Origin of the sequence: Methylobacter luteus IMV-B-3098 (genome assembly GCF_000427625.1) — a bacterium.
Lineage (GTDB): Bacteria > Pseudomonadota > Gammaproteobacteria > Methylococcales > Methylomonadaceae > Methylobacter > Methylobacter luteus.
In genome coordinates this window covers 4,279,116-4,296,085 of sequence record NZ_KE386569.1, presented here as the reverse complement: position 1 = coordinate 4,296,085, position 16,970 = coordinate 4,279,116, and the positions used below count along the sequence as shown (strand labels likewise).

At 51.0% G+C, this 16,970-nt stretch carries 14 protein-coding genes; 12 read left to right on the top strand and 2 right to left on the bottom strand.

What is annotated here, in order from left to right; genetic code table 11:
* Window positions 1-559 precede the first annotated feature (559 nt).
* The 9 genes from METLU_RS26275 (at window position 560) to METLU_RS0122230 (ending at window position 12,161) form a co-directional block, all read left to right on the top strand.
* Window positions 560-943, top strand: coding sequence for a type 2 periplasmic-binding domain-containing protein (locus tag METLU_RS26275; protein WP_036243419.1), 384 nt, complete (start codon window positions 560-562; stop codon window positions 941-943).
* Between the two features lie 10 nt (window positions 944-953).
* Window positions 954-2,171 (top strand): hypothetical protein, encoded by a 1,218-nt coding sequence (locus METLU_RS0122265; protein ID WP_051300141.1) that lies wholly within the window; start codon window positions 954-956, stop codon window positions 2,169-2,171.
* Window positions 2,172-2,194: 23 nt separating this feature from the next.
* Window positions 2,195-5,056, top strand: a complete 2,862-nt coding sequence (locus tag METLU_RS26270; protein WP_051300139.1) for a bifunctional diguanylate cyclase/phosphodiesterase — start codon at window positions 2,195-2,197, stop codon at window positions 5,054-5,056.
* Window positions 5,057-5,138: 82 nt separating this feature from the next.
* A complete protein-coding gene (locus METLU_RS0122255) occupies window positions 5,139-6,107 on the top strand; it encodes a terpene synthase family protein (RefSeq protein ID WP_027160120.1) in 969 nt (322 codons plus the stop codon).
* A gap of 402 nt (window positions 6,108-6,509) precedes the next feature.
* The gene (locus tag METLU_RS0122250) at window positions 6,510-7,622 is read left to right on the top strand and encodes a LysM peptidoglycan-binding domain-containing protein (RefSeq protein ID WP_027160119.1); all 1,113 of its coding nucleotides are present in this window, start codon (window positions 6,510-6,512) and stop codon (window positions 7,620-7,622) included.
* Between the two features lie 50 nt (window positions 7,623-7,672).
* Window positions 7,673-8,725: a DNA-processing protein DprA gene (dprA, locus tag METLU_RS0122245; protein WP_027160118.1), complete on the top strand. Its 1,053-nt coding sequence runs from the start codon at window positions 7,673-7,675 to the stop codon at window positions 8,723-8,725.
* An 18-nt stretch (window positions 8,726-8,743) separates the two neighbouring features.
* Window positions 8,744-9,211 carry a DUF494 family protein gene (locus tag METLU_RS0122240; protein ID WP_027160117.1) on the top strand — a complete coding sequence of 156 codons (468 nt, stop codon included), beginning with the start codon at window positions 8,744-8,746 and terminating at the stop codon, window positions 9,209-9,211.
* A 26-nt stretch (window positions 9,212-9,237) separates the two neighbouring features.
* The gene (topA, locus tag METLU_RS0122235; RefSeq protein WP_027160116.1) at window positions 9,238-11,556 is read left to right on the top strand and encodes a type I DNA topoisomerase; all 2,319 of its coding nucleotides are present in this window, start codon (window positions 9,238-9,240) and stop codon (window positions 11,554-11,556) included.
* Window positions 11,557-11,603: 47 nt separating this feature from the next.
* The gene (locus tag METLU_RS0122230) at window positions 11,604-12,161 is read left to right on the top strand and encodes an L-threonylcarbamoyladenylate synthase (protein ID WP_051300137.1); all 558 of its coding nucleotides are present in this window, start codon (window positions 11,604-11,606) and stop codon (window positions 12,159-12,161) included.
* Between the two features lie 19 nt (window positions 12,162-12,180).
* Here METLU_RS0122230 and METLU_RS0122225 read toward each other — a convergent pair whose 3' ends face one another.
* Window positions 12,181-12,873, bottom strand: a complete 693-nt coding sequence (locus tag METLU_RS0122225; protein ID WP_036243417.1) for a 4'-phosphopantetheinyl transferase family protein — start codon at window positions 12,871-12,873, stop codon at window positions 12,181-12,183.
* A gap of 5 nt (window positions 12,874-12,878) precedes the next feature.
* Window positions 12,879-14,555, bottom strand: coding sequence for a gamma-glutamyltransferase (gene ggt / locus METLU_RS0122220; RefSeq protein ID WP_027160113.1), 1,677 nt, complete (start codon window positions 14,553-14,555; stop codon window positions 12,879-12,881).
* A 274-nt stretch (window positions 14,556-14,829) separates the two neighbouring features.
* Here ggt and smbP point away from each other — a divergent pair, with 274 nt between their 5' ends.
* The 3 genes from smbP (at window position 14,830) to METLU_RS0122205 (ending at window position 16,952) form a co-directional block, all read left to right on the top strand.
* Window positions 14,830-15,174, top strand: a complete 345-nt coding sequence (smbP, locus tag METLU_RS0122215) for a small metal-binding protein SmbP (protein WP_027160112.1) — start codon at window positions 14,830-14,832, stop codon at window positions 15,172-15,174.
* 109 nt (window positions 15,175-15,283) lie between these two features.
* Complete coding sequence (locus METLU_RS0122210) at window positions 15,284-16,168, top strand: NAD(P)-dependent oxidoreductase (RefSeq protein ID WP_027160111.1); 885 nt, start codon at window positions 15,284-15,286, stop codon at window positions 16,166-16,168.
* Window positions 16,161-16,952 carry a hydroxypyruvate isomerase family protein gene (locus METLU_RS0122205; protein ID WP_027160110.1) on the top strand — a complete coding sequence of 264 codons (792 nt, stop codon included), beginning with the start codon at window positions 16,161-16,163 and terminating at the stop codon, window positions 16,950-16,952. The genes METLU_RS0122210 and METLU_RS0122205 overlap by 8 nt, the downstream gene beginning before the upstream one ends.
* Window positions 16,953-16,970 lie beyond the last annotated feature (18 nt).

The following is a 16,970-nucleotide window of genomic DNA, read 5'->3' as shown; positions in this document are numbered from 1 at the left end:
ACATAACATTAATGACAAAATTAAAAGCTGAGCTAGAATTAAGAGAAAAAGTATACTTTTTAAATTACACTACATAACCAAGAGCTTGCGTAAAAAGCTCACTCATCCTGTAAAGCAGTGAATATAGAGACAAGAATCCAGTCATGCCCTACTCAATCACTATCCACGGTAAGTCGCTTGACCTCCCGTCAGACAGGGGGGCAATGTGAACAGGCGAATCATTGCATCGTTTACAGGCTGTGCGGCGTTTGAACGTTTTTTGGGCAAAAATTATTCGCACAAAACTGAGTTAGTGCACTGTGAGATTAAACAATATCGCCCTCCTGTCGCTTACGCTACTCTGGGGCTTGGCTCATTCTCTTAATATTGCCAGAATCCCCAAGAAAAACCATCTATCTAATTAACAGGGCTCGAATGATTAAGCTAGTCTGTCAGCAACTTGAAATTCCATCGGTCCAAATGGAATTCGAGTACGTCTTATCTATTTAAAATGCTACGTATCCGACTGTTTTCAGCCTTCAAATATCGACGGCAAAACACTTTATATATGTTGGTATGCATGGCTGCATGGAGCGTTATCGGGACAGTGCTCATACCCTGGCCGACACCCGTCTATGCGACTGGGACTACAGTTGTCCCTTACAGCCTGAACAAGCAGGACACCCCATTCACCCGTGATGAATTACGTGAGATATTTTTTGGGCGTCAAACTCTATGGCGCGATGGTTCTCCCCTCAGAGTTTTTGTGTTGCCTGATCAGCACCCGCTGCATGTCCGCTTTTCTAAAGAGGTATTAGGGGTCTATCCATATCAACTACGCTCCGCCTGGGACCGCATGATTTATTCGGGAACCGGAACGCCCCCTGCGACAGTGGATTCTCTCAAACAAATGGAGACCCTCATTAAGGAGACGCCCGGTGCTATCGGTTATATCGAAAAATAGGAGCCTATACTTGTACATTCAAAGCTCAGCCTTGCGTTGCCGCGAAGCCTTAATTGGCGTTTTTATAGTATTGTTTGCATATCCGCAATATACGACTGCATTGGATCTTGGTATCGATGATTGGCAGGCTCACGGTTTTGTGAGCCAAGGCTATACGCTGACTTCCGACTACAACTTCTTCGGCAATAGTCGAGGTGACGGAAGTCTTGACTTTACTGAGATCGGGGTCAATTTATCAGGACATATTCAACCCAACCTCCTGCTTGCGGCGCAAGGGCTTTACCGAAATACCGGAGGTTCAGACCGTGAGGGCTTTCGTCTGGATTTCGCCAACCTCGACTACCACCTGTCCGTAGGAGATCGGGCAACCGCAGGCATTCGATTAGGCCGCGTCAAGAATCCGTTCGGTTTATACAACGAGGCGCGGGATGTAGTCTGGACCCGTCCCGCCGTGCTTTTGCCGCAGTCGGTTTACTTTGATTCATTGGCCTTGCGCCAAGCTATGATATCTTCTGACGGTGGTATTTTATACGGACGTTACGGTGTTGGAGATCATGCTTTAACCACTGAGTTTCTGATTGCCGAGCCGCAGGACAATACCGGAGGCGCGGCCGAATTCCTGGCAGGCATCCCCGGAAAATTGGAAGGTCGCCCTATGTTTATAGGCCGCATGGGCTATGAATGGCAGGAAGGACGCTTCCGCCTGATGTTCAGTGCTGTCGATCTTGACCGGGACTTCAAGTCCAGCACGCCTGATGTATCATCAGGAAATACCAAAACCTTTTATCCGCTCGCTTCAGCGCAGTTGAACCTGGAAGCCTGGAGCTTTACCGGGGAATATGGGCGAATTACCACTAAACGCCAAGGCTTTACCCCGGGTGGCGCCATATTGGAGAACACTTCCGAAAGCTTCTATGTTCAGGCTCAGTACCGCTTTAAGTCCAATTGGTCGGCCCTTCTGCGCTTTGAGAATTTTACAGCCGATGTTAACGATAGGGGCGGCAGGCGTAACGCGGAAATAACCGGCTTACCCAAGCATAATTTCTATACCCGTGATGTTACCGTCGGCCTTCGCTGGGAATTTCAACGTAATTGGCTTATGGCGACAGAATATCATACGGTTTGGGGCACAGCGTTACTATCACCAGTAGACAATCCGGACTTGATGCAGAGAAATGGTCCTGAACGTTGGGATTTATTGACCATGATGGTTTCCTATCGTTTTTAATAGGGAAGATCAGGCGATACATCATGACCATGCGCGGAACAAAATCTGGAACAAGCAAGCGACGGTTCATCGGCCTGCAGTGGAAAAGCTTTCTCTGGCTGAGCATTCTTCTGCTCAGCCTGAGCACGGCATTTTACGCCCTTAACTATTACTCCCTGACCTCACAATTCCGTGCCCAGCGCCAGGCCGAGGTGACCGCCCTGCGCCATCATATCCGGGGACTGTTCACCGGCACATCGGACCGGCTCATTCGCCTCGGGGGAGCTCTGGCTTCGGTAGCCAATCTGGGAGATGCCCTTTATCGGCGCAATCCCGATAAAATTGCCGCGGCGGTTACCGACTACGCCAGCCTCAGATACGAGCTCGATTTACGCCAGATCGAACTTTACACTATCGATGCAAATCGTGTGGGCAGTTGGACCCAATCAGGCGCGGGAAAGTTGCCCGAAGAGTTCATTCGACGTGCAATCAAGACGGTCAAGGATGAAGAAAGGCCTTTATCGCTCTTATATTGCCAACCCACTTGCCTGATCTATGCATTCGTACCGATTCTGTCTTCAGGCAAAAATGTAGGGGTAGTGGCTCTCGGTCAATCAATTGCGGACTTCATTATCGACTTCCGCCTGATTACCGGAGCGGATATCGCTTTAGCAGTTCCGACCAACGCAAATGCGGGATCTGAGCAGTCCCAATGGGGGGTAAAAGTAGCCGCCTTGACTGATGCGGCCAAACTCACAGCCTTGTTGCAACATCTTTCTGATCTCTACCCCAACCCTTCAGAGCTTGACCAAGGGCATTTGCTCAAATGGGATAATGCGCACTATGACGTCAATCGAGTCCTCTTGAATGAAATCATACCCGATCAACCCGGTTTCATCGTCCTGATCTCTGATGTGAGTCAACGTCTGAATGATATTAAAAACGCTCTTCATGACGACATGCTGATGGCTTTAGGCAGTCTTTTAGCTGCAGAGTTGATTCTGCTCTATCTGATAAGAGTGCCTTTGTGGCGCCTTGGGCAATTAACCCGGACCTTGCCTCTTCTCGCTGAGGGCGCCTATGATCAAGCTCGGGACCGTTTTTCCAACCATCGAAAAAAAGCCCGGTTTCGTGATGAAATTGATTTTTTATATGACAGCGCAATTACGCTATCCCATCAGCTTGAAGAAAACAGTCTTACTTTAGCTGCGAAAAACAGCGAACTTGCAAAAGAGCGCGACTTTATCCAAGGCCTTCTGGACTCAGCGCAAGTTCTGGTCTTGACCCAGACTCGTCATGGCATCATCCGAGCCGGAAACAATTTTGCGGCTATGCTTACCGGTTACACTCCTCAGCAACTGCAGGGTCAACGCTTTATTGATTTAATCGCCGATGATAATGCAAAACCCGAAGTGCTCGGAAAGCTGGAAGCCCTCTGCAGCCATAGGTTGCAACAGATGGAGCATGAGCATGAATTAGCCTGCAAGGACAAGAAACGGCGCCAGATAGTCTGGGTTCATACCCTCCTGCACCAGGAATACATCGATGACACCGTGGTTCTTTCAGTAGGCATGGACGTTACCGAGCGGGTACACGCGGAGACGCAGATGCGCTGGCTGGCCAATCATGACTCGTTAACCTCTTTAGCCAATCGCCATCGCTTTATCGAAGATCTGACGCACGCTTACGACAAAGTCACGCGCACCGGTGGCTCTGCTGCTCTTCTGGTTTTCGATCTGGATCATTTCAAGGAAGTCAATGACACCAGTGGCCATGCGGCAGGCGACGCATTGCTGCGCATGGTTGCCGATGAATTGCGCGCCCGGGCCAGGAGCTCCGACATCATCGCACGCTTGGGCGGAGACGAATTTGCCATGCTGATGCCGCAAACCGATGGTTACGGCGCCGAAATTTTTGCAAATGATTTAAACGAACGCCTTACGAGCACGCCATTCGTTTTCGGCGACAAACGATACAGAATAGGCGCCAGTATCGGCATTGCCTTTTTGCCTCAACACGGCGCCAACATCCAGGAAGTCATGGCTAATGCCGATATAGCGATGTATGAGGCCAAAAAGGCCGGACGCTCTTGTGCCCGTATTTTTGCAGACGATCAAAAGCAATTGCAAATGCTAACGCAAAATGTCTATTGGAAAGATATTCTCATCCATGCCATCGCAAAGGAACATCTGTTTTTCCATTTCCAACCGATGGTTGACGCAATAACGGGAAAAACGCTGTTTAATGAAGCGCTGCTGCGATTGAGAATGCCAGATGGAAGAATCGCCTTGCCCGGCGAATTCCTCCCGTCCGCGGAACGCGCCGGATTTAATTACGATATTGACTGCTATGTAGTGCAGGCTGCCCTGAAAATACTGCTAGCCGATCCGAGAAAGCGCCTTTTCGTCAATCTCTCGACCGCTGCGTTAAGTCATTCGGACTGGACAGATGTCCTTGCACAGGCTGTTAAGGACCAACATTTGGTATCTGACCGCCTGGTTTTCGAAATCACTGAAACCGCCGTGATCGCCGATATGGAAAAGGCCAGGCAAATCACCAACAAGGTAACATCATTGGGGTTTCAATTCGCGGTCGACGATTTTGGCGCTGGTTTCAGTTCTTTGTATTACTTGAAACATCTACCCGTGAAATATGTGAAACTTGACCAGTCTCTGATAAAAGATATCGTCACCAACCAGGAAGATCGTAACTTTGTCCGGGCCATTATTTTAATGATACACGCCTACGGCAAGACGATTGTCGGTGAAGGGGTTGAAGAAGAAGCAACTCTTGAACTACTTAGGGATATGGGTGTGGACATGATTCAAGGATTCTATATTAGTCGTCCCCAAAAAAACTGTAATTCCTCTATAGCAAAAGCGCGACCTGACCATGCTCATAGTTGAAAACGCTATCCACCAGCATGAGACTTTATATTTTTGCTGACCACCTCTTGAAACAGATTAGTCATATTATGGATATTTAACTATGCAAAAACTCACCATTCCCAGTATTTATTGTCCTTTTCCGTCCGCAATCAGCCCACATGCAGAAAAAATAAACCAACATACTCTTGACTGGGTGCAACAACTTAATCTCGTCACAAACGAAAAGGCTTTTAACCGTCTGCGAGCATCCAAATTCGGGTGGCTGGCTGCGCGAGCCTATCCGGATGCGCCTCTGGATCGACTTGAAATTGTTTCAGACTGGAATACCTGGCTATTCATACTTGATGATCAATGCGACGAATGGGGTCTTGGCAAATTTCCGGAACAACTCGCGGCCTTGCACGCCAGATGCCTGGAAATCCTTTCCGGCAGCACGGCCGGCAGTGAAGACGTTGCGCTGGTTCATGCACTCTATGACATCCGTACGCGCATCCAGTCCTTAATGCCGCTTCCATGGATGACGCGCTTTGTGCAAAGTGCTGCGGAATATTTCGAATCTACCGTCTGGGAAGCGAAAAACCGGTTTCTAGGCGTCTGGCCTGATTCCCCGACTTATATCCTGATGCGTCCTTATACAGGAGGACTTTACACGGATATTGATTTAATAGAACTGACCGAGGGTATCGCACTGCCCCTGGAGATCCGAAAGCATCCCCACATTCAGCAACTTGCTGTAATCACCAATAATGTCGTCTGCTGGTCCAATGACATTATTTCGCTGCAAAAAGAGTTCAACCATCAAGACATGCACAATCTGGCTTTGATCTTCCATCACCATCAGCTAATCAGTTTGCAGTCAGCGATTGACCAGGTAGCGAAGCTTATTGAAAGCCAAGTCCGCCAATTCATCACTTTGGAAAAGTCCGTGCCCAGCTTCGGTACCGATCTAGACCGCGACATTGAAAAATTCATAACCGTCATGCGTGCCTGGATGCGCGGCAATCTGGACTGGTCTTTCGAATCGGGGCGTTATCAGCCGACCGAGGAAGTTGAAGCATTGCTAGCTTAAATATCTGGTTTTATAGGGACATTTCTTGGCTCTTCTTTCAAAACGCGGGAAACCGGTTTGAACAACCCTGCGAAACTGGCTTTTTAGCAGTACAGCATAACGAAATGACCCTTTACATGATTCATCCTGACGACGGGGTATAACCTTGAACAATATAAATAATGACAGAGGACTGATAACTCAAGCTTATATTCAAGCCGCCCTTCACAGTCATCAAAACCAGTCTATCCTTATGACAGATGCCGGCTGTTCCCGGGAAGCGCCACACTTTTATCGGGCGCTCCCTAAAGCTGACCATTCTCTATAAAAAATCAATAACTTATGCTTTGGGTAGATTTCCATATGAATTCATCTACACTTTGAATTCAGACAGACTTAAAAAAGACTCTTCAGGAATCAAATATGGCTTTTCGAACACTTATTGGATGTATAGTCGCTCTCTCTTTCAGCCTAAACGCATGGGCTGACGAGATACAGATAAACCCGTCTCATCCTGACCAATACACCGTCGTCAAGGGAGATACCTTATGGGATATATCCGGCAAATTTTTAACACATCCTTGGCAATGGCCCGAGTTGTGGAGCTACAATTCCCAAATCCAGAATCCTCATTTGATTTATCCTGGTGATACAATTTATTTCTCCATGGTCAACGGCAGACCCCAGCTGAGTTTGTCCAGGCCAGCCTACTCAGGAACCCGGCAACAATCGCCATGCGTTCTGAAGGAACAGGACGTTAAAAACGGACGCACATATTTAGCCGCCTCAGAAAGCGGAAAACTAGCCCCTTGTGTACGAGAAACCGACCAGGAACAGGCGATCAAATTGATACCGACTGATGTCATAGCCCCATTTTTAAGCTCGCCCCGGGTTGTCAGTGAAAAAGAAATTACTGAGGCGCCTTACGTCGTTGACTTTGCCGGCGAGCACTTATTGGCAGGCACCGGCGACAGGCTTTATGTACGCTCGATACCTCAGCCGGAAACGCTGTCATATACCGTTTATAGAAAGGGAGAGCCTTATGTCAGCCCTGAAACCGGAGAGCTTTTAGGCTATGAAGCCAAATATATTGCCGACGCGACCCTGCAGCAGGAAGGCGATCCTGCGACCTTATCCATTGCCAAAATGGCTAGTGAGATTCGCATGGGTGACCGAGTAATGTCCGCGCCTGAAGAGGAGCTGACTCTAACCTATTTCCCCCGCCCGCCTGAAGAAAGCATAAAAGGCAGCATTATCAGCGTACTTGATGGCGTTTCCCAAATCGGGCGCTATAATGTCGTGGTTATTGACAAAGGCACAGCTGACGGACTTTTGCCCGGCCATGAACTGGATATCTATCAAAATGGCAGAATTGCTCATGATCCGTTCAGCGCCATTCAAAACGATGCCGTTAAACTGCCCGATGAACTGGCCGGCTCGCTCATGGTTTTTCGTCCTTTTGAGCGCATCAGTTATGCCTTGGTCATGAAAGCCTCACGAAACATTCATGTTCTAGATAAAGTTCAAACCCCCTGAATATTCTTACTCACCAAACTGACAACGACATCAAATACTGGCTTGCGCTTTTGCGCACGCCAGGATTCGGTTGCAGAACATTTCTCAAGATACTCAAAAGCCATACGCCTGAGCAGCTGTTTGCAGAATCGGCGTCAAGCCTCGCGATCTTACAGTTAACAGGCGCTATCATCGGGTCCATAAGGAATCCGGACTGGTCGACTATCGACTATGATCTGGCCTGGCTGGAACAGGAAAATAATCACGCTATCACACTGCATGATGCTAATTACCCTGCTCAGTTAAAGGAAATAGCCGATCCGCCACCCGTCCTGTTTGTACGCGGCAACCCCGAACTCTTGGCATGGCCGCAAATTGCCATGGTCGGCAGCCGCAATCCATCCGCTTCAGGCATGGAGACAGCCAGAGACTTTGCCAGAACGCTGAGCCAGCATGGCTTTGTCATTACCAGCGGCCTGGCTTTAGGCATTGATGCGGCCAGCCACCGCGGCGCACTCGATGCGCACGGATATACTATCGCGGTAGCAGGCACAGGGCTGGATCGAGTCTATCCTGCCAGGCACAAAGACCTGGCCACTGAAATCGTCAATACCGGCGCCATCGTTTCGGAATTCCCGCCGGGCACGACGGCCAAAGCTAATCATTTTCCGCGACGTAACCGCATCATCAGCGGGTTGTGCCAGGGATTGCTGGTCGTTGAAGCGGCCAAACAAAGCGGTTCATTGATTACAGCCCGGATGGCCCTGGAACAGAACCGTGAAGTATTTGCAATTCCGGGATCCATACACAATCCACTGGCCCGGGGCTGCAATGCGCTGATTCGTGAAGGGGCAAAACTTGTCGAAACCACACAGGACATCATGGAAGAATTACATCAATATAATCAACAGGATGACAATTCAGTACCGCTACCCGTGCAAACAACACTTGACCTGGAGCAGCAAACATTATTGAATCTCGTCATGTTCAGCCCAACTTCTATCGATATGCTGGTTGAAAATACCGGGCAATCCGTGGAAGTTATTTCATCAATGCTACTGGTTTTGGAACTGCAAGGATACATAGAAGCGACTGCTGGTGGTTGCTATACACGCATAAAATAAACAGCACAGACCATACCTATGAAAGAAAATATTTTTGATGTCCTGATGTACTTATTTGAGAATTACATGGAAGATGAAATCGAAATACTTCCCGACAGCGATATCATCAGAACCGAATTGATGGAAGCAGGCTTCGAACAAGTCGAGGTTAATAAAGCGTTCGACTGGCTTGAATCGCTCAGTCTTCAGCGTCCTATTCAATCGGCCACATCGCCCGCCTTCCGCATTTTCTGCAGCCGGGAACAAGAAAAACTGGATCTTGAATGCCGCAATCTGCTCATGTTTCTGGAACATAGCGGCATTCTGAATTCGACCAATCGTGAAATTGTCATTGATCGTGCCATGGCATTGGAAAATGAGGAAATATCGCTGGAAAAACTGAAATGGATAGTGTTGATGATATTGTTAAGTCAACCGGATGAAGAACTTGCTTTCTCCAGAATGGAGGACATCGTTTATGACCTCGTTCCGACTTATTTACACTAACACTCACCCGCTCGCATTATTATTAAATGAGTAAGAATCTTGTCATTGTAGAATCGCCTGCAAAAGCCAAAACCATAGAAAAATATTTAGGTAAAGATTTCCAAGTTCTAGCCTCGTATGGACACGTGCGCGACCTCGTCCCCAAAGAAGGCGCCGTTGATCCCAGCCACGACTTCGCCATGAAATACGAGCTCATCGAGCGCAATCAACGCCATGTCCAGACCATCAGTAAAGCGCTCAAAACCGCCGATACTTTATATCTTGCGACCGACCCGGACCGGGAAGGAGAAGCCATCTCCTGGCATCTGTATGAACTGCTGAAAGAAAAAAAACTGCTGAAAGACAAGCCGGTACACCGCGTTGTCTTTCATGAAATCACCAAAAGGGCCGTTACGGACGCCATCGCCCATCCCGAACAGCTGTCCATCAACCTGATCAATGCCCAGCAGGCCCGCCGCGCGCTCGATTATCTGGTCGGTTTTAAACTGTCACCGCTATTGTGGAAGAAAATCCGCCGCGGCTTATCGGCAGGCCGCGTACAAAGCCCGGCCTTGCGCATGATCGTCGAACGCGAGCAGGAAATCGAAGCCTTCAAATCGCGCGAATACTGGACCGTTGATGCCCTCCTGACTGCGCAAGAGCAAGCCTTCAAGGCCAAGCTGACGCATTTCGCCGGCGAGAAGCTGAGCCAGTTCAGCATCGATAACGAAGCGCAGGCGGAAAAGACCAAACAGGCGTTGCTCGATGCGGCGGATGGCCAGCTGATCGTTACCAAGCTGGAAAAGAAACAACGCAAACGCAACCCGGCGCCGCCCTTCATCACCTCGACGCTGCAACAGGAAGCGGCGCGCAAACTGGGTTTCACGACCAAACGCACCATGATGGTCGCGCAGCAGCTCTATGAAGGCATTGATATCGGCGGCGAAACGGCCGGTCTGATCACCTACATGCGTACCGACTCGGTTAACCTGTCGCTGGAAGCGGTCGATGAAATCCGCGAACTGATCGCGGAGAATTACGGCGCCAGTAATGTGCCCAAGGAACCGCGTCAGTTCAAAACCAAATCGAAGAATGCGCAGGAAGCGCACGAAGCCATACGCCCGACTTCCGCGCGCCATCTGCCCAATGCTATCAAGAAGTATCTGAGCGATGAGCAGTACAAGCTCTACGACCTGATCTGGAAACGCACCATTGCCTGCCAGATGATTCACGCAACGATCAACATGGTCGCGGTCGATTTGAGCTGCGGCGACGGCCAGCATGTTTTCAGGGCAACAGGCTCGACGATCGCCACGCCTGGCTTCATGTCCGTTTATCTGGAGGGTATAGACGATACAACGGAAGGCGACGATCAGGAAAGCTATCTGCCGCCGTTGGAAGAAGGCAGACCCGTGCCGCTGAACGATATCGTCACCTCGCAACACTTTACCGAGCCGCCGCCGCGCTACGGTGAAGCCAGCCTGGTCAAAGCACTGGAAGAACACGGCATCGGCCGGCCGTCGACCTATGCCTCGATCATTTCGACGCTACAGAACCGCGAATATGTCACGCTGGAAAACAAGCGCTTCTATCCGACCGACGTCGGCCGTATCGTCAACAAATTCCTGACCGAGCATTTCACGAAGTACGTCGACTACGACTTTACGGCCAATCTGGAAGACGATCTCGACGCCGTGTCGCGTGGTGAAAAAGATTGGATTCCGTTGATGCACGCCTTCTGGGACCCTTTCAGCACGCTGATTCATGAGAAAGAAGAGAGCGTCCAGCGCAAAGATGTGACGCAGGAGGCCATCGACGAAAAATGCCCTGAATGCGGCAGCGCCCTGTCGATCCGGCTGGGCCGGAACGGCCGGTTTATCGGATGCACGAACTATCCGGCCTGCTCCTATACGCGCAATCTGAATGACGACAGTACACCTGACGAGCCTGAAATCATAGAAGGGCGCACCTGTCCCAAGTGCAGTTTGCCGCTGGTGATCAAATCGGGCCGCTATGGCAAATTCATCGGCTGCAGCGGCTATCCCAAATGCCGTTATATCGAGCCTTTGGAAAAGCCTTTGGATACGGGCGTTGAATGTCCGAAATGCAAAAAAGGCAATATTCTCAAACGCAAATCCAAAAGCAACAAGGTATTTTATTCCTGCTCGGAATACCCGAAATGCGATTATGCCTTATGGAACGCGCCGATCGCGGAAAGCTGCCCTGAATGCAACTGGCCGGTTCTGACTGTCAAAGTCACGAAAAGGCACGGCGCGGAAAAAGTCTGTCCGCAAAAAGACTGCAAATACGTCACGCCTTACGAAGGCGATCCTGCCGATGCCGAAGGCCCTAAGGAAGGTTTCTGATTCAAAGACCCGCTGCGCCCTCGCTATGGCGCAGCTTTTTAACGCTTATGGCTTATTATTCCCACTTTAAGATAAGAAACGCCGTCCGCCACCTCAAAGCCGGAGAAGTCATCGCCTACCCGACGGAAGCGGTTTACGGTTTGGGCTGCGATCCGCTCAATGAAAACGCGGTCATGTCTTTACTCGACATCAAACAGCGCCCTGTAGATAAAGGCCTGATCCTTATCGCGTCCTCATTACAGCAGCTGCGGCCCTACCTTATCTTGAATCAAGCGATGATCGAGCGTGTCATGCCGACTTGGCCCGGCCCTGTCACTTGGGTAATTCCGGCCCAGTCCTGGGTGCCAGCCTGGTTGACCGGCGCTCATGATTCGCTGGCAGTCAGAATCACGGATCATCCGATTGCCCGCAGATTATGTGACCGCTACGGCGGCCCTATCATATCGACCAGCGCCAATGCCAGCACCCGCCCCGCCATCAAGCAGGCGCGCAAACTGGTACAAGCTTTTTCAGGCAGCGGCATTTTCATCCTGCACGGCCCTGTAGGCGACCTTAAGCAGGAAACGGCCATTTATGATGCGGTTAGCGGGAACCGCCTGCGGTAAACACAACTTTTGATGTGATTTATATTGCCAGATTACTGACTCTGATATGGGCCAGATCCCTGTTTTTCGCTACCAGAGCAGCGCAGCGATCCTGCCCCAAGTCAAGATCACGCAAACACCACTCGGAAGCGGGACCGCACTCCTCAGGAATTCTTAAAAATTCCGCCGGATGCTCAGGATTGATGACGCACCGATTCAAGCCCTGCCCCAGCCCCCGCCCTGTCGCCTTGACAAACGCTTCCTTACGGGTCCAGAAACGGTAAAACTCGCGCGTCTTCATGGCTTCGGGCAATGCATACCAGTATGCAGCCTCTTCATCGGCCAGACATTTGTGAACCAGCTCGGCCAAACTGGCTCTTTCCTTACAGAGTTCGATATCGATGCCCAATTGGCAATCCCAACCCAACGCCATGACCAGATACGGGCCTGAATGGGACAGATTGAATGCCAATTGCGGATAATCGATCAGATAAGGCTTGCCGTGCTCGCCTTTGCCTATCCGGATGGTTGCCGGGCTTTCATGCAGATAGTCGGCCAACAACAGCCTTGTGCGCCCATGCACTTCAACATAGCGCCGATGCAATACAGGATTTCTTATTCTATCGGCGTGCGCCTGCTCGGCCTCGTCCAATAGAGAACGGTAGCGCTGGTAATATCGCTCTTCTGTCGAAATAAGCCCTTGCCGGATATCGACGGTGTTCTTATTCAACATGCTTGTTACCTCCAACTGTAAACACTGGCGCGTCCTTCTCCGCGCGGGTCGCTGGCCGCCGTCAACGTGCTCGTGGTTTTATCCCGCATCACCGCCTGCATATTGCCGTAGCGGTAACGCGCCTCCTTCAACTGATGACCTCGAGCCGACAAACTGCTGATATCGTCAGCAGTCAGGGCTTCTTTTTCATACTGAATCACATCAGGAATAAACTGATGATGAAAGCGCGGCACGCGAACCCATGAATCCGGGCCGTTGCCGTCGGCAAAATCCAGAACGCCCAGCAAGACCATCGAGATAATGCGGCTGCCGCCTGGCGTGCCCAGCACGGCGATGCGCTTATCATCCTCCAGGAACACAGGCGTCATGCTGGACAGCATGCGCTTGGCGGGCGCTATGGCATTAGCCAGACCACCGACCAGACCGTAAACATTCTTTGCGCCCGGCAGACTGACGAAATCGTCCATTTCATCGTTCAGCACCACACCGGTGCCGGCCGCAACCAGACCGGCGCCGAATGGAAAATTAATGCTGAGCGTAGCCGCGACGCGGTTGCCCTCGGCATCGATGATGGAAAAATGCGTCGTATGCGGCCCATCCGACGCATCCTGTATGTCGCCGGACAGCATCGTGCTTGGTAACGCCTTATCCGGGCGCAGGCTGCTTCTTAATCCGGCCGCGTAATCCTCATTCAGTAAACGTCGGACCGGCACATCGACAAAATCAGCATCGCCCAGATACAAGGACCGGTCATGGTAGGCGCGGCGCATGGCTTCGGCTATCAAATGCTTGCGCGTTATGTCATCCGCATGTTTTAAATCATAGCCGGAGAGAATATTCAATGCCTCGATCAAGACGATACCACCCGCAGAAGGTGGTGCCGCGCTGGTGATTTTTATACCGCGATACCAGCCTCGAACAGGCTCTCGCTCGATCACCTGATAATCCGCCAAGTCCTGCAATGTCCAGATACCGCCGGCCTTTCTGACGCTGGCCACAAGCTTTTCGGCCACATCGCCGTCATAAAAACCATCTCGGCCGTCGTCGGCCAATTGCATCAGAGTGTTGGCCAAATCCGGCTGGCGCAGTATCGATTTGTATTCCGGCACATTGCCGTGATCGAGAAACTGCCGCGCCGTTTCCGGGTCTTTCTTCATCATATCAATCCTGAACTTGAGCAGCTTGCGGTGTATCTCCCCGATGGCAACCCCGTCGCGTGCATAGCGGATTGCCGGCGCCAGGCTTTGCGCCAGCGGCAGGCGTCCGTATGTTTTCGATAGATGCACCAGCGCCGCCGGCATGCCGGGTATGGCCGCGGCCAGCGCGCCATCGACCGATAAGCGCGGCACCACTTTGCCATTTTTGTCGAGGAACATATCACGATGGGCGGCCAGCGGCGCTTTTTCGCGTCCGTCGATCATCGTTTCAAAGCCGTCACTGGCTCTGTGCAGCAGCCAGAAACCGCCACCGCCCAGCCCCGACCCGGATGGCTCGACCACAGCCAGCGCGGCACTGACCGCGACCGCCGCATCGAACACATTGCCGCCTTTGTTAAGAATTTCAAAACCGGCTTCAGTCGCTAAAGGATGTGCACTGGCAATGGCGGCCTTGCCGTCGGCATGAGCTTGCGTTCCCCAAAAAATTGCCGTTAATATCAACACTGCACAACATTTCTTTAACATCTTTTCTCCTGATTGAGTTTTGATTGATAGTACGACTTATTTTTTTGATTAAACCACAGCGCATGCCGAGCACACAGTAATAAATATTGGTTTATTTCGCAATTTGTTGAAATTTAATGGTCAGATCGCGCGCGTTAATTGCATCGGTCCGATACGTATTTTTTCTTATTGTGCCGCATCTGTAATGTGTGTTATACATTGAAACGCTTCAATTCTTTAATCAAGTGAGGCGGTAATAATAATTCTAAATCTCAACGAAAAAGGAACTGCTATTATGAAATTAAAGTATATTACTGTTTTAATTGGTGCTTTCGCACTTGGCCTTAGTGCCCAATCTAATGCGGCCGAGCATCATACAGCACAAGCGCTGGAACATGCAGGCATGGCTACAGCCCATGGGCAGGATGGTCACGCCGATCAACTGCTCAAGCATGCGGAAGAAGGGTTGAAACATGCCGAAGCTGCGGAAAAAGAACATGCCGAAGCTCATAAACATATGACAGAAGCAATTGATCACTTGAAACAAGCCATAGACCACGCCAAGAAAGACCATGCCGATGTCGCCACCAAGCATGCCGAAGAAGCGATGGTGCATATGCGTAAATCCATTGGCCAATAAGAAAACCAGCGATAGAAAAAGAAGGCGCAATAAGTTTATTGCGCCTTCTTTGTTTATATAGATTTCACCGATTATTCCCGATGCTTAGCCCATCAAAAACTTAATCCTCATGTCAGATAAACAATACATACTCGGCTTCATCGGCATTGGCCTGATGGGTAAGCCGATGACTTTGCGCCTGCTCGATGCCGGCTTTAAGGTCAACGTCTGGAACCGCAGTCCCGAGAAGCTGATCCCGGTCACCGAGGCCGGCGCACAAGCCTATAGCTCACTCGCAGACCTGGTTCAGACATCCGATGTCATCATTTTGTGCCTGGCCGATACGGCCGCCGTCGAGTTCATTGTTAAAACCGATATTCTGGCCAGCGGTTCGGCCGGCAAACTGCTGATCGATCTCTCCAGCATTCATCCCGAAACGACGAAACGACTGGCTGCGGCATTGCATGAAACCTGCGGCATGGGCTGGGTGGATGCGCCGGTTTCGGGCGGCGTCGCTGGCGCCCAGCAAGGCAATCTCGCGATCATGGCCGGCGGCAGCGCTGAAAACATCGCTATTGCGCGTCATGTGCTGGCGCCGCTGTATCAGCAATTAACGCACATGGGCGATGTCGGCAGCGGCCAAATGACTAAAATCTGTAATCAGATGATCGTCAGCTGCAATGTCATGGTCATCGCCGAAATGATGGCGCTGGCCAGGCAGGCCGGCGTCGATGCCGAAAAAATACCGGCCGCGCTGGCCGGCGGTTTCGCCGACTCCAAACCGCTGCAGATTGTAGGCCCCGAAATGGCGACCGGGACGTTTGAGCCGATCAAATGGCGCGTCAAGACGCTGCTGAAAGACCTCAACATGGCCGTCGACGTCTCGACCCGGCAAGGCAACGCTGTGCCGATGTCCGCCTTAGCCGCACAGCTGATGCAATTGCACGGACGGCAAGGCTTTCTGGAACAGGACCCGTCCACGTTAATCAAGCTGTTCGACAAAACCGATGCTTAACTTTACCGCTAATCTGAGCCTGCTGTTTACTGAAGTCGAACTGATCGAACGTTTCGAGGCGGCGAGTCGACAGGGCTTTAATGCCGTCGAAATTCAATTTCCGTATGCGCTGGATGCCGGGACGCTAAAACAGGCGCTGACTGCCGCCGGACAAAAGCTGGTGCTGTTCAATGTCGATGCTGATGATCTGCTACAGGGCGGCGAAGGACTGGTCTGCGTACCGGAAAAACAGCCCCTGTTCCGGCAGGCGGTCGCACAAACGCTCATTTATGCAGAGGTGCTGAAACCGGTCGCGATCAATGTGCTGCCGGGGCGCTGCCTGGATGAAAGCCGCCTGCCGGAGTATATGAAAACCTTTAAGGAAAACCTGTACTTTGCCGCCGATGCCTTTGCACCGTTGGGCATCAAAACGGTTTTTGAAGCGATCAATACCTATGATATGCCCGGCTTTATCATCCACAGCGGCGCGCAGATGCTGGCCGTGCTGGACGAACTAGACCATCCCGATCTGTTCCTGCAATACGATATCTATCACATGCAGATGATGGATGAGGAGCCTGCCAGGTTTATTGCCGACCATGTCGACAAGATCGGCCATATCCAATTTGCCGACTGCCCCGGCCGCGCTCAGCCCGGCACCGGCCAGATCGATTTTGAACCGGTTTTTTCGGCGATTGAAGAGTCCGGTTATAACAGTTGGGTTGGCGCCGAATATAAGCCGATGGGAACGACTTTGGATAGTCTGGATTGGTTTAGAAAGCTTGAGGCGAAGATACGCCGATAAAACGCCGTGATCTTCGCC

Excerpts from the sequence above, each read along its gene's own strand:
- METLU_RS0122205 (WP_027160110.1), top strand. The coding sequence starts at position 16,161 with ATGCTTAACTTTACCGCTAATCTGAGCCTGCTGTTTACTGAAGTCGAA.
- ggt (WP_027160113.1), bottom strand. The coding sequence starts at position 14,555 with ATGTTAAAGAAATGTTGTGCAGTGTTGATATTAACGGCAATTTTTTGG.
- METLU_RS0122250 (WP_027160119.1), top strand. The coding sequence starts at position 6,510 with ATGGCTTTTCGAACACTTATTGGATGTATAGTCGCTCTCTCTTTCAGC.
- topA (WP_027160116.1), top strand. The coding sequence starts at position 9,238 with ATGAGTAAGAATCTTGTCATTGTAGAATCGCCTGCAAAAGCCAAAACC.
- METLU_RS26270 (WP_051300139.1), top strand. The coding sequence starts at position 2,195 with ATGACCATGCGCGGAACAAAATCTGGAACAAGCAAGCGACGGTTCATC.
- METLU_RS0122225 (WP_036243417.1), bottom strand. The coding sequence starts at position 12,873 with ATGTTGAATAAGAACACCGTCGATATCCGGCAAGGGCTTATTTCGACA.
- smbP (WP_027160112.1), top strand. The coding sequence starts at position 14,830 with ATGAAATTAAAGTATATTACTGTTTTAATTGGTGCTTTCGCACTTGGC.
- METLU_RS0122210 (WP_027160111.1), top strand. The coding sequence starts at position 15,284 with ATGTCAGATAAACAATACATACTCGGCTTCATCGGCATTGGCCTGATG.
- METLU_RS0122255 (WP_027160120.1), top strand. The coding sequence starts at position 5,139 with ATGCAAAAACTCACCATTCCCAGTATTTATTGTCCTTTTCCGTCCGCA.
- METLU_RS0122240 (WP_027160117.1), top strand. The coding sequence starts at position 8,744 with ATGAAAGAAAATATTTTTGATGTCCTGATGTACTTATTTGAGAATTAC.
- METLU_RS0122230 (WP_051300137.1), top strand. The coding sequence starts at position 11,604 with ATGGCTTATTATTCCCACTTTAAGATAAGAAACGCCGTCCGCCACCTC.
- METLU_RS26275 (WP_036243419.1), top strand. The coding sequence starts at position 560 with ATGGCTGCATGGAGCGTTATCGGGACAGTGCTCATACCCTGGCCGACA.